Below are 17,043 nucleotides of genomic sequence, written 5' to 3'. Positions count from 1 at the left end.
TCAACGCGGCCATCATGCCCTGTTTTGCCCCGACAGGTCAATCGCTATTCGAAAAAAACGAAACGAGTCGATGCTGCCCACGCTTGGCTACTGTGCATGGGGTTGTTTTCGACTTTTCTATTTTGGAGACTCCAGCTGCCCCCGCTCAGCTCCGCGGCCCGCGCAGCTGCGCGGTCAGCCTCTCCATCGCCTCCGCCACCTCGCGCCATTGCGACAGCCAGCTTCGTGGAAAGCGGAAGGTGAGGTCGGCGCCGCCGATGCGGCGCTCGGCGAGGCACATGCCGGGGGTGGCGGCATCGCGCGTGCAGCGCGCGGTGAGCGCGGGGCTCGCAGCCGAATAGAGGTCCTCGCTGCCGTAGGGCGTGTCGGTGCGGAACATCCGCATCGTCAGGCCGTCCGCAGGGCTTGCCGCGGCCTGGTCGAGATAGCGCGGATAGATCGTGGCCGTGCGCTGCTCGGGCGAGAGCGCATCGTGATGGGCTGCGATCGACAGGAAGATGCGGTCGATCGACTGCAGCGCCGCTTCCGCCGTGTCGGAGGTGACGTGCTTGGGCGCGCCGGGCGGCTCCAGCGAGGGATAGAGGAAGTCGAGATCGATGCGCTCCTGCGGCCCCGAGTGCCGCTGGATCTTCATCCGGATCGCGGTCACCGGCAGGTTGAACAACGTGCCGCCGACGCTCACCGGCAGCTTGTCCGGCGCGTTCGCGCCCCGGCTGCCCCAGGTCGGCCACAGCAGATAGGCGACGAGCGCGACAGCTGCGACCGCCGCCGCGCCGCCGAGCACGATCGGCACGACATGCGCCCGGGTGCGCGTGCGGGGGGACCTGAGGGGAGCTGCCGAGAACAATGCCATGAATTGTGCGAGGTCGACCGGAGGTCGGCCGATGGCCGACGAATCAGCCGCGAATATGCCATGCGACGGCGCTTTCGCGCAGCGTTCCCGGCCGCTTGGATCGGGACGGCCCCTGCATGGGACGGCCGGCCGCGTTAACCTTTCCTTAAGGATAATGTAGCGTTAACGGGCTCTGTTTGTCACAGGAAGGCACGCGCGTTGTGTAAGGGCGGAGCACTTCCGATGACACCTGAAGCTCTCAACACCTTCTTCTCGATCGGCATCGGTTTCGCGCTCGCGGGCGCGCTCGTGAACGGATACCAGGCGCTGGCGCAGCGGCCAGCCGGCTTCGGCCTGCTGCAGGACGGCGTGGCCCCGAAAACCTTCGCGGCAGTTCCCTTCCTGGTGTTCGCCGCGCCCTTCATCATCATGCGCAACACGCTGCGCGGCGTGCGGGTGGAAAGCCGCCGCATGGAATTCGTGATGATGGCGACCGTCATCGCTGCCTTTTGGAGCATGATGAGCGGCACCTTCTTCCTGATGACGCTGCGCGCCGCCGGCCTTCTGGTCTGATCCGAAGTGCCTCGAGCGCGGCCGGCCCTTTGCGTCGCGGCTGCCGTTTGGCTATGCCAATCGTCAACGCGACAGGAGACAGCCAATGGCCATCTACGAGCTCGACGGGCAGGCGCCCGACCTTCCCGCCGACGGCAATTATTTCATCGCCGAGACCGCGACCGTGATCGGCCGGGTGCGCTTGAAGCCGGGCGCGAGCGTCTGGTTCGGCGCGGTGCTGCGCGGCGACAATGAGTGGATCGAGGTCGGCGAGGGCGCCAACGTGCAGGACGGCTCGACCTGCCACACCGATCTCGGCTTTCCGCTTGTCATCGGCAGGAATTGCACGGTCGGCCACAACGTCATCCTGCACGGCTGCACCATCGAGGAGGGCGCGCTGATCGGCATGGGCTCGATCGTGATGAACGGGGCAAAGATCGGCCGCAACAGCATCGTCGGCGCGGGCTCCGTCATCACCGAGGGCAAGGAGTTCCCCGAGCGCTCGCTGATCATCGGCTCGCCCGCGCGCGTGATCCGCACCCTCGACGACGCCCAGGTGCAGAAGATGGGGAGCGCGGCCCGGTTCTACGTGGCCAACGGTCCGCGCTTCAAGCAGGGCTTGAAGCGGATCGGCTGACCGGCCCGCCCGGCCGCGCTTCGCCCCAGCCGGGCCACGGCTCGATGCCGTAAGAATACAGGTTGGTGCTTTAATCCTCTGCTAGCGCGATCACGCTTATCATCCAGCGTTTTCAACCAGGAGGAGCGGCGCCATGGGAGCTGCGGCGCTGGAATCCGGCCTCGGTGCCGGAACCAAATTCTTGAAGAAATTGGTCCGTTTCGTGCGCGGCGCCGACGCGCTGACCGTTGCGGAGAAGGTCTACAGCATCGCCGCCTTTCTCGCGATCGTCACCACTTTCCTGCTGGTGATGTCGGTCCAGTCGGTGCGCCTGCAGACGACGTATCGCCACCTGCATGCCACCTCCGCCGACGCGGCGGTCGGCGTCGGGCGCATCAACGCCCTGATCTACGCCGTCGTGATGGAATCGCGCGGCATCTACATGTCCGCCGATCGTGCCGCGATGAAGCAGTTCGCGGACGGGCTGGTGCGGCGCAACCGCGAGCTCGCCGAGGCCGTGAAGAGCATGGAGCGTACGGTGCGCGACGACGACGCCGAGCTGTTCTCTTCCTTCCGCCAGCGCATCCAGCAATTCATCGACTTCCGCCAGGAGCTGGTGCGCCGCGGCGTCGAGATCAGCCCGGCCGCGGCCCGCGAGTGGGGCGACAACGACGCCAATCGCACCCTGCGCAGCAAGCTCAACAGCGATCTCGAAGCGCTCGAGCGCATCTACGAACAGCGCGCCCGCGAGGCGGACGAACTCGCCGACAGCCACCGCTACGCAGCCGCCTATCTGTTCGCGCTGGGGCTCGTGGCGCTGATGCTCGCGGCGTTGAACGTCGTCGTCATGCGGAACTCGGTGGTCGGCGCGCTCGCCGATATCACGCAGGCGACCGACCGGATCGCGCAGGGCGACGTCAAGAGCGAGGTGCCGCATCTGCGCCGTCACGACGAGATCGGGCGCCTTGCGCGCGCGGTGCAGAATTTCCGTGACGCGGTGGCGCGCATCTTCGAGCTCGAGGAGCTCGAGCTCGGCACTGCGCAGGCGCGCGACGCGGCGATGACCGAGCGCGACAAGTTCAACGACAAGTACCAGGCCAAGAAGTGGCAGCTTTCGGCAGCGATCAACAACATGCCGCAGGGGCTGATCATGCTCGACGGCAAGGCCAATGTGGTCGCGATGAACGCCAATTACCGCAGGATCTACAATCTGCCTGAGACGATCCAGACCGGGTCGAGTCTCGAGGAGATCCTCCAGCACAGGGTCGAGAGCGGATTGTTCAGCGGCGACGTCACGAAATACGTCGCGGCGGTGCTCGACCGCATCGCCAAACGCCAGCCGACGTCGTACGAGATCGCGCTGAACGACGGCCGCATCATCAAGATCTACGAGCGCCCGATGGACGGCGGCGGCTGGGTGTCGGTGCAGGAGGACGTCACGGAACAGCGCCACCGCGAACGCATTCTCGAACGGATGGAGCGCTTTCTCGCCACTATCATCGAGAACGTGGCCGAGGGCATCATCGCCAAGGACGCGCGCAATCTGCGCTACGTCTTTGTCAACAAGGCCGCCGAGAAGATGATCGGCATGTCGCGCGGCGAGATCATCGGCAAGACGGCGCGGGAATTGTTCTCCGTGGAGGCTGCCGAATTGATCGAGCGGCGCGACCAGCAGTTGCTCGCACAGCGGCAGCAGCTCGAGCCGATCATCGATACCATCGATAATCCCGTCCGCGGGCGCCGCGTCATCTGCGCCCGCCGCATCCAGGTGGGGGGCGCCGGTGAGGAGTCCCACATGTTCGTGACCATGGTCGAGGATCGGACCGAACGGCCGGCAGCGGCGGCATAGCGGCCGGCGGCAGCTCGCATCTGCCGCGGGCTGCCGATGCTCGCGCGGAAGTGAGACAGTGTGGCTGTCACGAATGACCGACTGACGGTAGCTTGGTCCTGCTTTGAAGCGTGGAGCAACCTCCACGCGGAGGATCGAGTGATGTTACGCAGGATGATGATGACGGCGCTGGCCGTGGCGGCGGTCGGGCTGTCGGCGCCCCAAAAGGCCGAGGCGGGCGGCGGTTTCGGACGTGGTGGAGGTTTTCACGGCGGTGGTTTCCATGGTGGCGGCTTCCATGGCTGGGGGCACCGTCATTGGCATGGCGGCGGCTTCTGGCCAGGGGTCGGGATCGGGGTAGGTCTCGCCGGCGCCGGCTACTACGGCGGTTATTACGGCTACGGCTACCCCTATTACGGCGGCCCCACCTATTATGGCGTCGGCTACAACGACGGTTATGGCGGCTGCTACGTCGTGCGCAAGCGCGTCATGACCCCGTCGGGATGGCGCTACCGCCAAGTCGACGTCTGCGAGTGAGGCGAAATAGCTGTTAAAAAACAAGGTCGTTGACGCAGTATACCGTCAACGACCTTGCCAGCCCCGGATATTGAAATCGGCTCACGCCATCCGGTAACGGCGAGCATCGCGCGGAATCATACCGGCGAATGTGATCCAGTTCACAAGTGGCGAAAATAAAGTTCCCGCACCGTGCCCGGCTCAGCCGCCCGAGCGCTTGCGGGCGCTGGCGTGGACGCGCCGCGCTGGTTTCCTGCGGGTAACCGATGGAGTCTCGACCTCGGTCGCCCGTGCACTGGCAAAGGACTGCCGCAAGCCGTCGATGGATTCGTTCAAGGCCGTAACCTGCTCCGACAGGCGCTTGGTGTCGGCCTGTTGCGCCGCCAGCAGCCGCTTCATCGTCTGAAGCTGGTCCTGCACCACCTGGAGCTGGTCGATCGATTCCTGCTGGGTCGCCTCCAGCCCCTTGGTCTTCTCGACCAGCTGCTCGGAGGCCTGGGCGGTGCGGGCCTGAAGCTGCCGCGAGGCCACCACCCGGTCGCTCTCGGGGGCGGCACCGGTATAGGCCCGCCAGATTGCGATCGACGTCACGCCCGCGATCAGCAGCAGGAGGGCTGCAGCAGTCAGCGCGATCGGCTGGGCGCCAAGGCGAAGGAGGGTGTTGGACGGCCTGTCCTGGGCGAGATCGATCATCGCTGACAAAACCCAAATTGAAACTTGGTGAGTGGCGAAGACCGGCAACCCAGAGGGGTCACCGGGGCGTCCCGAAAGCCTTACGTTTCGGCAAGGAATGGGACCAAAAAGAGGCTGAGCGGCAAAAAACCAGTGATCAGCGGCTCTTGCAGCCCGGGAGCGCCGCGCAGCGGGCAGGGATCAAGGCTGAAATTGCGAGAACGGCCCGGAATAGCTCTTTGCGCGCGGTGCCGCATAGGGCCCGAGCCGGGAGGTCTTCAGTCCAAGTCGCACCAGTGATTCCGCCAGCGTCACCGCGGCCGCGACGCCGTCGATCACGGGCAGGCCGTGCGCGGCGGCGAGCTCGCCTGCGAGATCGGCCATGCCGGCGCAGCCGAGCACGATCGCTTCTGCCCGGTCGTCACGGACGGCGGCGGTGATCTCCGCTGAGATCTTGCCGAGCGCATCAATGTTGCGCTCTTCCAGCGCCAGCACGGGGACCTCGGCGGCACGGACGCGGGCACAGCGTTCGGCCAGGCCGTACTTCCGCAGATTGTGCTCGATCGGCACGATGGAGACGCCGAGCGTGGTCACCACGGCAAAGCGCGCCGCGATCAGGCTCGCGAGGTGGAAGCCGGCCTCGCCGATGCCGATCACAGGCGCTTTGGCGGCGGCGCGCGCGGCATCCAGGCCGGTGTCGTCGAAGCAGGCGATGATGTGTGCGTCCGCGCCGTCGCGATCGGCCTCGCGAATGCAGCCGAGCATGCCGGGCACCGCGAAAGCTTCGTCGTAAAACCCCTCGATCGAGACCGGACCCATCGCCGGCTGACGCGCATCGATCACGGTGCCCGCGAGGGCAACGCTGCGCGCGGCAGCGGCGATCTTCGCCGTCATCGACGCCGTTGTGTTGGGGTTGACGACGTGAAGCCGCATTGGAACAGACGAGTCCTTATCTCAGACGAGTCCCTTGCCGGCGTCCGAGCCCTTGGCCGCCTGCCGCTTGTTGAGCACGTGAATGGTGCCGAGCGCAAGCGTGATGACCGTGAACGAGACCGCCGAGATCACGGTGCCGAGCGCGTAGATGTCGGGGTTGGTCACGGTGGTGGTGAGGCCTTGAAGATCCAGCGGCAACGTGTTCACGGCGCCGATCGCCTGGCTGGAGCGTGCGAGCTCGTCCCAGGACAGCGTGAAGCCGAACAGGCCGATGCCGATCACCGAGGGCAGGATGATCGGCAGCACGACATGACGAAAGGTCTGCCACGGTGTCGCGCCGAGATCGCGCGCGGCCTCTTCCAGCCGCGGATCGAAGCGGTTGAAGATCGCGAACATGATGAGCAGCCCGAACGGCAGCGTCCAGGTCAGGTGCGCGCCGAGCCCGGACGTCAGCAGGCCCATCGAGGTCTCGAAATTCTCGTTCCAATGCGCCTTGATCAGGTCGTCGATGATGCGGAACTCGAGCGAGATGCCGAGCGAGGTGATGATCGAGGGCACGATGAGGCTGGCGATCGCCGAGTAGAACAGGATGCTCTGCGCCTTGAACTTGCGCCGGAACGCCATGCCGGCGGCGACCGACAGCACGACGGTGACGATCATCACGACGATGCCGAGCAGCAGCGAGCGGCGGAAGGCGGCACCGAGATCGACGATGCCGGTGCCCTGGAACAATTTTGCGATCCAGAAGGTCGATACGCCGTTCATCGGGAAGGTGAGGCCGCCCTGCGGCCCCTGGAACGACAGCACGTAGATCGCGATCATCGGCCCATAGAGAAACAGCACATAGGCCGCGAAGAAGATCGCGAGCACGTAGAACGAGCGCGGGCGTCCTTCCTTCATGCTCTAGAGCTCCTTCTTGATGTCGACGATGCGCGACATCATGGTGATGATCAGGAAGGTGATTGCGAGGAGGATCACGGCATTGGCCGCGGCGGCGGGGAATTGCAGCGCGTTGACCCGCGTCTCGATGATCTTGCCGGCGGCGGCGATCTGCTGGCCGCCCATCACGCCGATGGTGATGAAGTCGCCCATCACGATGGTGATGACGAAGATCGAGCCGATCACGATGCCGGGCTTGGCTAGCGGAATGATGACGTTGACGAGGGTCTGGAAACCGCTGGCGCCGGCATCATAGGCGGCCTCGATCAGCGACTTGTCGATGCGCACCATCGAGTTGAAGATCGGCACCACCATGAAGAAGGTGAAGAGGTGCACCAGTGCCAGCACCACTGAGAATTCGGAGAACAGCAGCCATTCCACGGGATGGTTGATCAGGCCCGTCTTCATCAGGCCGGTGTTCACGAGGCCGTTGCGGCCGAGCAGCGGGATCCAGGCGATCATGCGGATCACGTTGGAGGTCCAGAACGGGATCGTGCAGAGCAGCGACAAGCCCATCTGCCAGGTCTTGGACTTGACGTGGAAGGCGAGGAAGTAGGCGACCCAGAAGCCGACGAAGAGGGTGATGGCCCAGACCAGGAAGCAGAGCTTCAGCGTCTTCAGATAGGTCTTGGCGATGGTGCAGAGCTCAGGGAGCTGCGCGATGCAGCCTTCGAACGTGTCGGTGTAGCCGCGGCCGGAGAAAGCCGGCAGCAGCTGGTATTCGTTGTAGTCCCAGAACGAGACGATGACGACGAAGACGAGCGGAATGAGGAAGAACGCGAGAAACACCAGCATCATCGGTCCGGCCTGGAGCCAGGAGATGAAGGACGGCGACAGGCGCGTCGGCTTTGCGGCGCGCGCTGTGCCCGACCCCGGGATCAAGCCCGGGGCTGCCTGTTGCAGGACCTCTTCCGACATGTCCGTTACGCCGCGATGAACTCGTTCCACTTGCGGACCATGTAGTCGTTCTCGTCCATCACGGCGTTCCAGCACGCGACCCCGCCCATGCGATCCTCGTAGGAGCCGCCGTCACGCACCGCGCCGGCCTTTTCAAGCAGCGAGCCGTCGGGCGCCTTGATGTCCTTCTCGGCCGGTTTGCCTTCCATCCAGTAGGCCCATTCGTAGGGCTCCATGTGGGCCTTCGCGGTGGAGAGCACGGCGGAGTAATAGCCCTGGCGGTTGAGATAGGCGCCGGCAAAGCCCGACAGGAACCAGTTCACGAATTCATAGGCCCATTCGAGCTTGGCACCCGAGACGCCCTTCGACACGCAGAAGCCGGAAGCCCAGGACCGGTAGCCTTCCTTCAGCGGCTGGAAGGTGCAGGGGATGCCCATCGAGCGCACCTTGGTGACCGCCGGTGACCACATCGACTGAATCACGGTCTCGCCCGAGGCCATCAGGTTGACGCTCTCGTTGAAGTCCTTCCAGAAGGCCCGGAACTGGCCGGCCTTCTTGGCCTCGGTCATCACCTTCATAGTGAGATCGATCTCTTCCTTGGTCATGTTGCCCTTGTCGGCATATTTGTACTTGCCGGAGGCTTCCACGACCATGGCGGCATCCATGATGCCGATCGAGGGGATGTTGAGGATTGAAGCCTTGCCCTTGAATTCGGGGTTGAGTAGCTCGGCCCAGGTGGTGATCGGACGCTTGATCAGGTCGGGGCGGATGCCGAGCGTGTCGGCGTTGTAGACGGTCGGGATCAGCGTGACGAATTCCGTCGCCGACGTCGCGAACTTCTTGGAGTCCTTGCCTTCGAGATAGAGCACCTTCCAGGGCGCGGTGCCCTGGCCGCCGATCTTCTTGCCGCCGGGCGTCTCGCCCTTGGTGAAGACGGGCGTGATGTTGCCGAACTCCTTGATCTTCTTGGCGTCGAGCGCAAGGATGTTGCCCGACGGCACCAGCTTCTTCAGCGAGAAATATTCGGTATCAAGCACGTCGAAGGAATTCGGCTGGGTCATTACGCGCTTGGTGACGTCGTCCGTGGTTGCGGTGATGTATTCGATCTTGATACCAGTGTCCTTCAGGCATTGCTTGGCGATGTCGTCGCCCTCGTTCACGGCCGTGCCGAGATAGCGGAGCACCTTCGCATCGGCCGACTTCACGTAGGGAAAGCCGGTGATCGCGCCGGAGCCGGCGGCGAGGCCGGCGAGACCCGCGGTGCCCTTCAATAGCGTGCGGCGGCTGACGCCGGTCTTCCTGGTCGTCTCGGTCATTTCGCTCACTCCTCTGTGTTGCGCATTCCGTGGTGAAGGGTGCTATTGCAGGCGTTGCGCCTTGGCGGGATCCCAGGTCGCCAGCACGCGATCGCCCGGACGGAACGGATGCACGTCGAAGGCGGCCTCGGGAACGTGGGAGAACAGGGCGGTGCCGTCGTCGAGCGTGAGCGAGACGGCGATGTAGGAGCCCTGGTACTCGGTCTGGGTCAGCAGCGCCGGCGCGCCGAAGGCGCCGTCGACGAACGGCACGATGCCGAGCTGATCGGCGCGAACGGCGATGAGATTGCCGGCGTCGCTGAGCACGTTGTGTCCGCCGATGAATCGGGCCACGAATTCGGTGCGGGGACGATGGAAGATGTCGCGCGCCGTGCCCTGCTGCTCGATCCTGCCGTGGTTCATCACCACGATGTGGTCGGCGAGGGCCATCGCCTCTTCCTGGCCGTGGGTAACCTGGATGAAGCTGATGCCGAGCTCGCGCTGCAGCCGCTTCAGCTCGCCGCGCATCTTGACGCGCAGGAACGGATCGAGCGCCGAGAGCGGCTCGTCGAGCAGGAGGATCTGCGGCTCGGTGATCAGCGCGCGCGCGAGCGCGACGCGCTGCTGCTGGCCGCCGGAGAGCTGCGCCGGAAGACGGCCTGCATATTGGCTCATCGCGACCAGCTCGAGCAATTCGCCGGCGCGCTTGTGCCGCGTCGGCTTGTCGATGCCGCGCATCTTCAGGGCGAAGGCGACGTTGTCGAGCACGGAGAGGTGCGGAAACAGAGCGTAGGACTGGAACATCATCGCGGTGCCGCGCTTGGCGGGCTCGAGGTCGGTGACGTTCTGCGCGCCGAGGATGATGTCGCCTTCGCTGACCGCCTCGTGACCTGCGATCATGCGCAGCGTCGAGGTCTTGCCGCAGCCGGAGGGGCCGAGCAGGCAGCAATAGGTGCCGGCCGGGATCTTCAGGTTGACGTTGTCAACGGCCAGCGTGGCGTCGTAGCGCTTGGTGACGGCGACCAGTTCGAGAGCGGCGGGAATGGCCATGGCGTGTCCGAGGAGGGGCGTTGCGTCCCGCCTCTCTCCGCAAGGTCCGTGCCAACAGCCCGCGACGATGCGAATTTCAGAAACTGTGCAGCGGAGTCAGATCGTTAGATCGATTCCGGCCCAATGTCGGGCCGTCACCCGTGCAGCCAGCTGCACACAAAACGGGCGAAGATTGTATAAAGTTTCGCCTGTGATTGGATACAGCTCGTCGACTAACATTGCAGGCCGAACGTTCGTCGATCGAGCCTCACAATCATGGCCGCCAAGACCCGCCAGAAACCCGATGCGCCAGACGCGAGCGATCGCGTCAGCCGTATCCGGGAGGGTGTGACTGCCGCGATCCTCGAGCATCGCCTGCTGCCCGGCACCAAGCTCGGGGAGGACGAGATCGGCGACATCTACGGCGCAAGCCGGACGCTGGTGCGCTCAGCGCTGCAGCAGCTTGCGCATGAGGGCATCGTCAATATCGAGAAGAATCGCGGCGCTTTCGTTGCGCGCCCGACGCCGGCTGATGCCCGCGAGGTGTTCGAGGCGCGGCGCCTGATCGAGCCCAGCATCGTGGACCGCGCCATTGACGCGGTTTCGCCGGCCTGGCTCGATCGCCTGCAGCACCATCTCACGGAAGAACGCGAGGCCGAGTTGCGCGGCGATGCCCGCGCCTCCGTCCGTCTGTCCGGCGAGTTTCATCGTCTCGTCGCCGAGATGAGCGGCCACAGCATCTATCTTGGCTTCCTGAAGGAGCTGATCGCGCGCTCCTCGCTCATCATCCTGCTGTACCGCCGTCACGACACGCCCGCGTGCGGCACCGATCATCACGCCGGGATCGCCGCCGCGATCCGCAAGCGCGACAAGGCGCGCGCCGGCGCCTTGATGCTGTCGCACCTGAACGAGATCGAGGCGGAGCTGTTCCTGAAGGATCCCGCCGCCGATGAATTGCGGCTGGCGGACGTGCTGGGGGCGTGAGAAGGGCGTCGCCAGCGCACGGGATCGGCGGGTCCGGACGCTATTGTGGCTCCAATCCGAGATTCTTGATCGATTCCAGCCAGACCGGCCCTTCTTTTTCGTAGAGGGCGACCGAGGATGCGCGGTCCATTGCCGGCGCATCGACCCCGAAGGCCTCCAGCAGCTTCTGGACACGCTCGGTCTTGCCGCCTTCGACCATCAGCTTGGCGAGCAGCTCGATCCGGTCGGTCGGCGTCGCAGCGGGCGCCACCAGGGTCGTGAAGCTGGTCAGCTGGAAGACCTTGCCGGTGACCCCCTGCTCGGTGAACGTCTTGGTGTCCGGCAGCTTCTTCATGCGAACCAGTGACGGAACAGCGATCGCACGGCCGACGCCGGTATCAAGGACCGGAAGCGCGGCTTGGTAGCTGCCGGTCGCGGCCTGGATGACGCCGGCCGCCAGGTCCTGCCACATCGGCGCTTCGCCGCGGTAATGCACGATGGAGATGTCGAGGCCGTATTGGCGATTGAGCTCGGCGATCGCGATGTGCGCGAACGAACCGATCCCATACGACCCGGCCGTGACCTTGTTGCGGCGCGCATAGGCGACGAAATCTTCGATGGACTTTGCACCGGTAGCGGAATGGACGACCAGCGGCAGATGACCCGATGGCGTCATCGCGACGATCGTGAAATCCTTGTCCGGATCGTAGGCGAGCGACTTCAGCAGCAGCCGGTTTCCGAGCAGCGTGGACGAGATCGTGTACATCAGCGTATGGCCGTCCGCCGGCGAATCCTTGACCGATTGGGCTGCCAGCGCGCCGCTCGCTCCCGTCTTGTTTTCGACGACGACCGGCTGTCCGAGCTTCTGAGAGATGTAATCGCCATAGGCGCGGGCGAACGCATCGGTGATGCCGCCAGCGGGCGTCGACACGACGATCTTGATTGCTTTGGTCGGCCAGGCTTCGGCCGCAGCCCCGTCAGCCGTGGCCAGCACCAGGCCTGCAATTGCAGCGCCCAGCATTGCGACGAATGTCCTCACTTGCCCCTCCGGTTTTGTTGCGTCTTTGGGCGCCCTTTGGCCGCCGGGCAGAGATGTCACACGAGCAGAGTCAAATAGAAACAACATTTCATGGTGTGAAATGGCTAGCTCTTGGCGGCCGCGGACGGGCCTGCCGCAGCAAGCCTGGCGCTGAGCGTCTCGGCCAGTGCGGAGGCGACTTTCTTCATCTGAGGCACGAAGCGCCTGAGACCTTCCTCGGTGCTGACGGCCTCGCGCAGCATCATCACGTTCATGCTTGCGAACAGGCGGTTCGGAACAGCGACGGGAACGCCGATCGCCCAGACGGCGCCGCCGAAGATGCGGCGGCTGTAGCTCTCGTCCATCACTGCGAATCCGGCTTTCCGGATCGCGCGCAGCACCTTGGTGAGTTTGGCGGGATTGCGGGCGAGGTCGTTCCAGGGCTCCGGGCTGAGGGCAAGGCGCGCCGCGATGCGCTCCTGCTCGGCCGGTTCGCAAAACGCCAAATAGGCGCGCCCCATCGAGGTGCCCAGCACGGGAAAGCGAAAACCCGGCGGACGGTAGAAGAGCAGCGAACCGCCGATCCGGGTCGTATGCGCGATCACCATGGATTCCTCGTCGAGCACAGCCACGTCCGAGGGCCACTGAATCTGTTGGCGAAACTTGTTGAGCATCGGTTCGGCGATACCGCCGATCCAATTGGGTTCGTCGTAGCCGGCGCTGAGCAGGAGCGCCCGTCCGGTCGGGGCATAGCTGGGCGGCTCGGCGCGCCGCACCACATATCCTTCATGCTCCAGCGTTTCGAGCATGCGGACGATTGTTGCCTTGTTGAGGCCCGTCGCCTTATGCAGCGAGCCTACGGTCGATTGCCGTTCCTGGTTGATGACGCGCAGGACCTCGAGGCCTCTCGACAACGCGATAACGGGACGGAACGAGGGCATGGCAGCTCTTTGTGAGGACCGTGCCGCTAGTCAATGATGCAATCGCCGGATCAGTCAACAGGCTCCGGCTCCCCGGCCGGGAATTGGACGGTGCCACATCGGCTCCTCAGCGACCGAGTTCGCTTTCGGCGGCAAGCTGCCCCTCTGCCGTGATCTCGTATTCGCCGTCGTGCTTGGTCATCCATCCTGACCTGACCATCTCTCGTGCAAGCTGTATCGAGCAGATCGGATGATTGCCGCCCGGATGATACAGCCTGTCGTTGCGGACGAGCAGGTGCCCGTACAATCGCGCCTGGCGCAGCGCCCTACGCATCCCCGGTGATGGACTTTTCATGCCGGTTCAAGCGCGAGCACGATGAAGGTTCCTAATGAATGCGGCCATCTCATCGGCGTTTCGTTCGATAGCGCACATAGGAACCGTCATTCTGCTGCATCGTTTGTTCTTCCGAGGAGTAGCGCCATGAATGTACGGGATGAGCACACGTGGTCCCTCTGGATGGACGTATCTGTCGCCGAAGCTCCGGTGCTGTCGAGTACGGTCGGCGTGGACGTTGCCGTGGTCGGCTCCGGAATAGCCGGGCTTTCGGTCGCATATGAACTTGCTTGCCATGGACGTTCGGTCGCAGTGATCGATCGCGGCCGCATCGGCAGCGGGATGACGGCGCGCACCACGGCGCATCTGGCGACCGCACTTGATGATGGTTACGATGCGCTCGTGCGAGTCCGCGGCCCTGACTGTGCGCGGCGTTACTATCAGAGCGTCGCTGCCGCGATCGATCGCGTCGAGGCCATCCAAGGCGCCGAGCACATCGATTGCGGTTTTAAGCGCGTCGATGGCTATTGGGTACTGGCATCCGGAACGTCCGCATCCGAGCTGGATAGTGAATTGGACTGCTGTCGCAAGCTGCAGATTCCTGTCGAAAATTGCATTAATCCGACACCATTCCATGACCGGGGTCAGATGCGTTCGCTGCGCTTTCCGCGCCAGGCGCGCCTGCATCCGACTAAATATCTCGCCGGTCTGGCGAGCGCACTGCAGCGCCGGGGCGCCCAGCTCTATGCCGACACCTGCGTCGAGAGCATCCAGCAACGCCAGGGTCGCATGGTCGTCACCACCGTCTCAGGCTACGAGGTTCACGCCGCCGACGTGGTGGTTGCGACCAACTCGCCCGTCAATGTTCAGGTGGCGATCCACACCAAGCAGGCGCCTTACCGCACTTATGCACTCGCCGCGAAGATTGCGGCCGGCGCCGTGGAGGATGCGCTTTATTGGGACACGCTCGATCCTTATCATTATGTCCGCCTCCAACCGTTGTCTGCCGACGAGGATATCGTGATCATCGGCGGCGAAGATCACAAGTCGGGTGAGGCGAATGATGGCGCACAGCGCCTTGACGCGCTCGAGCGCTGGGCGCGCGAGCGATTGCCGGATTTGCGCGAGGTCACCCATCGGTGGTCGGGTCAGGTGCTGGAGCCGGTCGATTTCGCCGGCTTCATCGGCCGCAGCCCCGGCGAGGAGCATGTATTCGTTGTCAGCGGCGACTCCGGGCAGGGGATCACCAACGGGCTCGTGGCCGGCATGCTGATCGCGGATCTCATCACCAGCGGCGCCAGTCACTGGGAGGACGTCTACGCTCCGTCGCGGAAGATTCAAAGGAACATCGGCGAGTTCATCAGCGAGAACATCACCCCTATCAAGAATTTCGCGGAGTATCTCACCGCAAGTGAAATCGCGAGCGCTGAACAACTGCGGCCCGGCGAGGGGCGCCTCTTCCGAAGCGGCCTGAAGAAGATCGCGGCGTGCCGGGACCGAAGCGGACATTTGCATTTGCATTCGGCGAGCTGCACCCATTTGGGCTGCGTCGTGCACTGGAACTCACTCGAACAGTGCTGGGACTGCCCATGTCACGGATCGCAGTTTGCACCCGATGGCACCGCGCTCAACGGCCCGGCGGTTTCCCCGCTCGGCGAGGCTGAAAAGCCGGCCAATCTTGAAGCGGCAGAATGAGCGGCATCTCTCGGCGTGTCGTAGGGGGCTTGGGCCGGCGGCTGCAGCTTTTACCTGGCGAGCTACATGTGAATCATGATGCGCCGATCTGATGTGACTATTCCTCGCAGGCTGTACAGGCTATATCCCTGTCGCCTGTCATTGAACTGTCATGTTACCGCAAATGCTAAAGTCAGATGCTGCGCCGGCTCGCAAGACTCCGGGCGCGCCGGAAGCCAATCCTGCTGTGAACACCAAGAGAACGCAGCTCCTCACTGGCTTGCCGGGGCAACGCGAGGACGTCAGCGTGGAACCCGCGACGGTCGAGGAGCGCACTGCCATTGAGCAGACGCCATCGCAGGACGTGACGCCCGCGCCGAGCCCAACCCAGCCCGCATCTCCCGTTGGCGAAATCGAGCTCAAGCTGCTCGTCGGTGCCGATCGCATGGCGCATTTCGGCGCAGCGCCCGTGATCGCGGCGAACGCGCGCAACAAGGGCACGCGCAAACGTCTCAAGTCCGTCTACTACGACACGCCCGAGCGGGCGCTTCGTCGTGCCGGCCTGAGCTTGCGCGTCCGCCAGAGCGGCACGCGTTTCGTGCAGACCGTGAAGACCGAGGTTGCGGACGATCCGTTGCGTCGCGGCGAATGGGAAGCAAGCGTGCCTTCGCTTGCGCCCGATCTCGCTTTGGCGATGCCGTTCATTCCGGAGAAGATTCGCGAGCGACTCAAAGCGCAGCCGCTCGAAGCGGTGTTCACGGCCGATGTGCATCGGCACACGCGCATCATCGACCTGCCGTCCGGCACGGTCGAGGTCGCCTGCGACCAGGGCGAGCTGACGGCCGGCGACCGGTCGGTTCCTGTCAGCGAGATCGAGCTGGAGCTGAAGAGCGGCAGCGCGAGCGCGATCTACGAGATCGCGCTGCGCCTTGCGGAGCACGGAACGGTGAAGCCGTCCATCCGCAGCAAGTCGGCGCGCGGCTTCGATCTTGCCGCGGACCTGCCGCCGTCGGCACGCCGACCGCGCAAGCTTCGCCTCGATCCCTCCGTGACGCTCGACGAAGCCTTCGCGACCATCCTGCGCACCTGCTTCCTTCACCTGCTGCAATCGCTGCCGGCGGCCGAGGACGGCCGCAATCCGGAAGGCGTGCATCAGCTGCGCGTCTCGCTGCGCCGGCTGCGATCCGCGCTCGACCTGATGCGTTCGGTCGGCGCGCTCAGCAATCTCGAGGCGCTGCGTTCGGAGGCCAAATGGCTGGCGCAAGGCCTGTCCGCCGCGCGCGACTGGGACGTGTTCCAGCTCGCCACCTTGCCGGCGATCGCAAAAGCCTGTCCGTCGGTCGCGGGTTTCGATGCGCTTGGGCGGGCCGCGGCTCAGCGTCAGGCGGAAGCCTATCGCAGCGCCCGCCACGCGCTCGATGATCGCCGTTGCGCGCTCTTCCTGATCGGTCTTGGCGGTTGGATCGAGACGCGCGGCTGGCGCAACGGCGTCGCGCCCGAAGATCTCGGCCGGCTCGCCGAGCCCGCCCTCAATTTCGCGCAGCGCGTCCTATCGGAACAGCACGCGAAGGTGCTCAAGCGCGGCCGCCGCTTCAAATCGCTGACGGTCGACGAACTGCACCGCGTGCGGCTCGCCACCAAGCGGCTGCGCTATCTCAGCGAGTTCCTGCTGCCGCTCTACGAGGATCGCAAGTCCGCACGAAAATTCGCACGCCGGCTCGCCGGCTTGCAGGAGGAGCTCGGCATCTTCAATGACATGGCGGTGACGACCTCGTTGCTCGATGGGCTCGGCGCTGACGATCGCGACAGCGCCATTGCGGCGGCCGCGATCGCCGGCTGGCAGGCGCGGGCATCGATCGGCATGCAGCAGGGCTTGCAGGATAGCTGGCGGGATTTTGCCGCCGCACGCGTGCCCTGGTCGCGCCAAGGCGAGCAGAGCTGATCGCGCTTTCCCAAAAAGTTGCGCCCAGCCATTGGGGGATGGCTGGGCGCGCGCGAACCGGTCTGGGACGGGGAGGGGTGGGG

At 64.6% G+C, this 17,043-nt stretch carries 17 protein-coding genes; 7 read left to right on the top strand and 10 right to left on the bottom strand.

Going from position 1 to position 17,043, the window contains the following annotated elements; translation table 11 throughout:
- Window positions 1–145 precede the first annotated feature (145 nt).
- On the bottom strand, window positions 146–853 hold the full coding sequence (locus tag I6F37_RS04865; RefSeq protein WP_225150483.1) for a hypothetical protein: 708 nt from the start codon (window positions 851–853) through the stop codon (window positions 146–148).
- A 222-nt stretch (window positions 854–1,075) separates the two neighbouring features.
- Here I6F37_RS04865 and I6F37_RS04860 point away from each other — a divergent pair, with 222 nt between their 5' ends.
- The 4 genes from I6F37_RS04860 to I6F37_RS04845 all read left to right on the top strand — a co-directional run bounded on the left by I6F37_RS04860 (window position 1,076) and on the right by I6F37_RS04845 (window position 4,365).
- Window positions 1,076–1,405 (top strand): hypothetical protein, encoded by a 330-nt coding sequence (locus tag I6F37_RS04860; protein WP_036015295.1) that lies wholly within the window; start codon window positions 1,076–1,078, stop codon window positions 1,403–1,405.
- 85 nt (window positions 1,406–1,490) lie between these two features.
- The gene (locus I6F37_RS04855; protein WP_036044000.1) at window positions 1,491–2,021 is read left to right on the top strand and encodes a gamma carbonic anhydrase family protein; all 531 of its coding nucleotides are present in this window, start codon (window positions 1,491–1,493) and stop codon (window positions 2,019–2,021) included.
- A 133-nt stretch (window positions 2,022–2,154) separates the two neighbouring features.
- Window positions 2,155–3,849 (top strand): PAS-domain containing protein, encoded by a 1,695-nt coding sequence (locus I6F37_RS04850; RefSeq protein ID WP_081494643.1) that lies wholly within the window; start codon window positions 2,155–2,157, stop codon window positions 3,847–3,849.
- A gap of 141 nt (window positions 3,850–3,990) precedes the next feature.
- On the top strand, window positions 3,991–4,365 hold the full coding sequence (locus tag I6F37_RS04845) for a hypothetical protein (protein ID WP_036044002.1): 375 nt from the start codon (window positions 3,991–3,993) through the stop codon (window positions 4,363–4,365).
- A gap of 180 nt (window positions 4,366–4,545) precedes the next feature.
- On the opposite strand, the gene I6F37_RS04840 is transcribed toward I6F37_RS04845, so the two are convergent.
- The 6 genes from I6F37_RS04840 to I6F37_RS04815 form a co-directional block, all read right to left on the bottom strand.
- Window positions 4,546–5,037 carry a hypothetical protein gene (locus I6F37_RS04840; RefSeq protein WP_057029563.1) on the bottom strand — a complete coding sequence of 164 codons (492 nt, stop codon included), beginning with the start codon at window positions 5,035–5,037 and terminating at the stop codon, window positions 4,546–4,548.
- Window positions 5,038–5,217: 180 nt separating this feature from the next.
- A complete protein-coding gene (locus I6F37_RS04835; RefSeq protein ID WP_225139821.1) occupies window positions 5,218–5,949 on the bottom strand; it encodes an aspartate/glutamate racemase family protein in 732 nt (243 codons plus the stop codon).
- Between the two features lie 21 nt (window positions 5,950–5,970).
- Window positions 5,971–6,849 (bottom strand): ABC transporter permease, encoded by an 879-nt coding sequence (locus I6F37_RS04830; RefSeq protein WP_025037151.1) that lies wholly within the window; start codon window positions 6,847–6,849, stop codon window positions 5,971–5,973.
- A gap of 3 nt (window positions 6,850–6,852) precedes the next feature.
- Window positions 6,853–7,806, bottom strand: a complete 954-nt coding sequence (locus tag I6F37_RS04825) for an ABC transporter permease (protein ID WP_036015279.1) — start codon at window positions 7,804–7,806, stop codon at window positions 6,853–6,855.
- Window positions 7,807–7,811: 5 nt separating this feature from the next.
- Window positions 7,812–9,101 carry a PotD/PotF family extracellular solute-binding protein gene (locus I6F37_RS04820; protein WP_036029687.1) on the bottom strand — a complete coding sequence of 430 codons (1,290 nt, stop codon included), beginning with the start codon at window positions 9,099–9,101 and terminating at the stop codon, window positions 7,812–7,814.
- 42 nt (window positions 9,102–9,143) lie between these two features.
- Entirely contained in the window at window positions 9,144–10,130 is a 987-nt protein-coding gene (locus I6F37_RS04815) for an ABC transporter ATP-binding protein (RefSeq protein WP_036015276.1), read from the bottom strand.
- Between the two features lie 255 nt (window positions 10,131–10,385).
- Here I6F37_RS04815 and I6F37_RS04810 point away from each other — a divergent pair, with 255 nt between their 5' ends.
- A complete protein-coding gene (locus I6F37_RS04810) occupies window positions 10,386–11,093 on the top strand; it encodes a GntR family transcriptional regulator (protein ID WP_036029681.1) in 708 nt (235 codons plus the stop codon).
- A 40-nt stretch (window positions 11,094–11,133) separates the two neighbouring features.
- Here the strand turns inward: I6F37_RS04810 and I6F37_RS04805 are convergent, their stop codons facing one another.
- The 3 genes from I6F37_RS04805 to I6F37_RS04795 all read right to left on the bottom strand — a co-directional run bounded on the left by I6F37_RS04805 (window position 11,134) and on the right by I6F37_RS04795 (window position 13,317).
- Window positions 11,134–12,111: a tripartite tricarboxylate transporter substrate binding protein gene (locus tag I6F37_RS04805; protein WP_036029677.1), complete on the bottom strand. Its 978-nt coding sequence runs from the start codon at window positions 12,109–12,111 to the stop codon at window positions 11,134–11,136.
- Between the two features lie 104 nt (window positions 12,112–12,215).
- Window positions 12,216–13,031 (bottom strand): helix-turn-helix domain-containing protein, encoded by an 816-nt coding sequence (locus tag I6F37_RS04800; RefSeq protein WP_036015272.1) that lies wholly within the window; start codon window positions 13,029–13,031, stop codon window positions 12,216–12,218.
- Between the two features lie 106 nt (window positions 13,032–13,137).
- On the bottom strand, window positions 13,138–13,317 hold the full coding sequence (locus I6F37_RS04795) for a hypothetical protein (protein ID WP_225150482.1): 180 nt from the start codon (window positions 13,315–13,317) through the stop codon (window positions 13,138–13,140).
- Window positions 13,318–13,491: 174 nt separating this feature from the next.
- Between I6F37_RS04795 and I6F37_RS04790 the strand changes: the two genes are divergently transcribed.
- The gene (locus I6F37_RS04790) at window positions 13,492–15,039 is read left to right on the top strand and encodes an FAD-dependent oxidoreductase (protein WP_225150481.1); all 1,548 of its coding nucleotides are present in this window, start codon (window positions 13,492–13,494) and stop codon (window positions 15,037–15,039) included.
- 163 nt (window positions 15,040–15,202) lie between these two features.
- Entirely contained in the window at window positions 15,203–16,960 is a 1,758-nt protein-coding gene (locus I6F37_RS04785; RefSeq protein WP_225150480.1) for a CYTH and CHAD domain-containing protein, read from the top strand.
- Window positions 16,961–17,043: the final 83 nt, after the last annotated feature.

Origin of the sequence: Bradyrhizobium sp. NBAIM08 (assembly GCF_020193935.1) — a bacterium.
GTDB classification, from domain to species: Bacteria; Pseudomonadota; Alphaproteobacteria; order Rhizobiales; family Xanthobacteraceae; genus Bradyrhizobium; species Bradyrhizobium yuanmingense.
This window is presented reverse-complemented; position numbering and strand designations above follow the sequence as displayed.

Bases quoted from the DNA above. Each gene is read 5' to 3' on its own strand.
- I6F37_RS04820 (WP_036029687.1), bottom strand. From the start codon at position 9,101: ATGACCGAGACGACCAGGAAGACCGGCGTCAGCCGCCGCACGCTATTG.
- I6F37_RS04815 (WP_036015276.1), bottom strand. From the start codon at position 10,130: ATGGCCATTCCCGCCGCTCTCGAACTGGTCGCCGTCACCAAGCGCTAC.
- I6F37_RS04800 (WP_036015272.1), bottom strand. From the start codon at position 13,031: ATGCCCTCGTTCCGTCCCGTTATCGCGTTGTCGAGAGGCCTCGAGGTC.
- I6F37_RS04865 (WP_225150483.1), bottom strand. From the start codon at position 853: ATGGCATTGTTCTCGGCAGCTCCCCTCAGGTCCCCCCGCACGCGCACC.
- I6F37_RS04855 (WP_036044000.1), top strand. From the start codon at position 1,491: ATGGCCATCTACGAGCTCGACGGGCAGGCGCCCGACCTTCCCGCCGAC.
- I6F37_RS04830 (WP_025037151.1), bottom strand. From the start codon at position 6,849: ATGAAGGAAGGACGCCCGCGCTCGTTCTACGTGCTCGCGATCTTCTTC.
- I6F37_RS04845 (WP_036044002.1), top strand. From the start codon at position 3,991: ATGTTACGCAGGATGATGATGACGGCGCTGGCCGTGGCGGCGGTCGGG.
- I6F37_RS04840 (WP_057029563.1), bottom strand. From the start codon at position 5,037: ATGATCGATCTCGCCCAGGACAGGCCGTCCAACACCCTCCTTCGCCTT.
- I6F37_RS04790 (WP_225150481.1), top strand. From the start codon at position 13,492: ATGAATGTACGGGATGAGCACACGTGGTCCCTCTGGATGGACGTATCT.
- I6F37_RS04860 (WP_036015295.1), top strand. From the start codon at position 1,076: ATGACACCTGAAGCTCTCAACACCTTCTTCTCGATCGGCATCGGTTTC.
- I6F37_RS04810 (WP_036029681.1), top strand. From the start codon at position 10,386: ATGGCCGCCAAGACCCGCCAGAAACCCGATGCGCCAGACGCGAGCGAT.
- I6F37_RS04825 (WP_036015279.1), bottom strand. From the start codon at position 7,806: ATGTCGGAAGAGGTCCTGCAACAGGCAGCCCCGGGCTTGATCCCGGGG.
- I6F37_RS04835 (WP_225139821.1), bottom strand. From the start codon at position 5,949: ATGCGGCTTCACGTCGTCAACCCCAACACAACGGCGTCGATGACGGCG.
- I6F37_RS04850 (WP_081494643.1), top strand. From the start codon at position 2,155: ATGGGAGCTGCGGCGCTGGAATCCGGCCTCGGTGCCGGAACCAAATTC.
- I6F37_RS04785 (WP_225150480.1), top strand. From the start codon at position 15,203: ATGCTAAAGTCAGATGCTGCGCCGGCTCGCAAGACTCCGGGCGCGCCG.